The 1,413-nt window shown below is 42.6% G+C and carries 1 protein-coding gene and 1 pseudogene; both read right to left on the bottom strand.

Features of this window, described 5'->3' with window-relative positions:
• The coding region (locus ACFIKE_RS10585) for a Bgr_08870 family protein (RefSeq protein WP_375649854.1) at positions 1-625 on the bottom strand (625 nt) is incomplete at its 3' end.
• A 14-nt stretch (positions 626-639) separates the two neighbouring features.
• Positions 640-1,413, bottom strand: a pseudogene (locus ACFIKE_RS10580) (DUF4815 domain-containing protein); the annotation flags it as partial.

Below are 1,413 nucleotides of genomic sequence, written 5' to 3'. Positions count from 1 at the left end.
GAGCTTCATTTTTGCTATAAACTTCCGCACCATCAACTTTAAGAGGTCCCTTCAACATGCTTCCGGTTGTGTTTAGACTGCTAACGACTTTGTTGTTATGGATAAGGTTAAACGACGAATTACCCAACAGTTCTAAGCCACCACTCATAGTGACTTTGCTGGTAAATTTATTATAACTTCGCCATTCATTTGGGCTGGCTAGGCGACCATAGGCTGTGAGGTCTTCATTGATCTTGGCTCTAAAATCGTCAAGACCCACAATATCTTCGGTTTTATGTTGATGTGCGCCTAATAGAGAGACAGCACTGCCAAAGGTGAAGTTATTATTGCTTGATTTATAGAGAACATAATTGTTGGCTGCATCTTGTGCTCCCTCGATATCGCTTAAATCAGCAAATGAGAAGGTTTTATCGGCTGACATTTTGCCTTTGAGAGCCGCTTCAAGGTCTGTGATTTCGCTTATGCTATGCGTGTGTTTTGAAGGTGCTTTTCCCTCTACCTTTTCCTCAATATCAACAATGGCTTGATCAATTTTGGTCAAGTTTTCCCGCAAGATTGGGAATTCAGAACTGATAAAGCGTCCTTCTTTAGGCAATTCCATGTCGAGTTTTTTCGTTTTTGTCATGTCTCATTCTCCCCTCATAATATACCAGCACCAAAATCACACACCATGGACCGTGCCGCCGGTCCACCGGTAAGGGTCAATTTCAAGCGCGCTTGTTTGGCTGTTTTATCACCACTGATAAATTTGCGCTCTGTCCAAAGCGGTTCAGCGAGTTGCTCTGTTTCCTCTAATTTCAAAGGAGTGAAAGCACCATCATCCAGTTGCATCTCGAGTGTAAAGGTTGCACCGCCTGGTAAAAAGGTTTTGATATAACTGGTTAACCTTGCCTTTTCTCCAAAGGAAAAAGCACGGGTGACATAAGTGGCTTCTTTATGGATCTTTCCTGCAATCAATTGAACAGGAGCAAACAAAACAGGTGAGAGCTTTTCGGTGCCTTTGAGAATGGCGCGAAGCTTTATCTTTTCACTGATATATTCGGTAAGACTGAGTAATTGAAAGGGTAGAAGTTGATAAACCGTGCCGTTGTTTCGTTCAATTTCAAAGATGACAGAACAATCGCTTGAAGGCAATTCAATGGCTGCACGGATTTGCAAATCAGAACAATCAACAAGATCAAAAGTGCCAAGATCAATGGTTTTTTCTGTTTGTGTGTAGCGGGCTGCCAACACTCGAAAAGCTAAAGCCTCATCTTGATGAGCAGTCCAGCTTTGTGCGTTAACTGAAGAAAATCGTGGACCGGTCACGTAAGGGTGGCTTGAGACATATCTCTGGTGTTCTGCATCAAAATCCCCAAGCTTTGCTAAGGAGACAGAATGATTACTATCATCTGTCTTGATAACGAAAGCCGT

Origin of the sequence: Bartonella sp. MU70NMGDW (assembly GCF_042194085.1) — a bacterium.
In the GTDB taxonomy this organism is placed as follows: Bacteria; Pseudomonadota; Alphaproteobacteria; order Rhizobiales; family Rhizobiaceae; genus Bartonella; species Bartonella grahamii.
The sequence above is the reverse complement of the archived record's forward strand: the minus strand, read 5'-3'. Positions and strand labels throughout refer to the sequence as shown.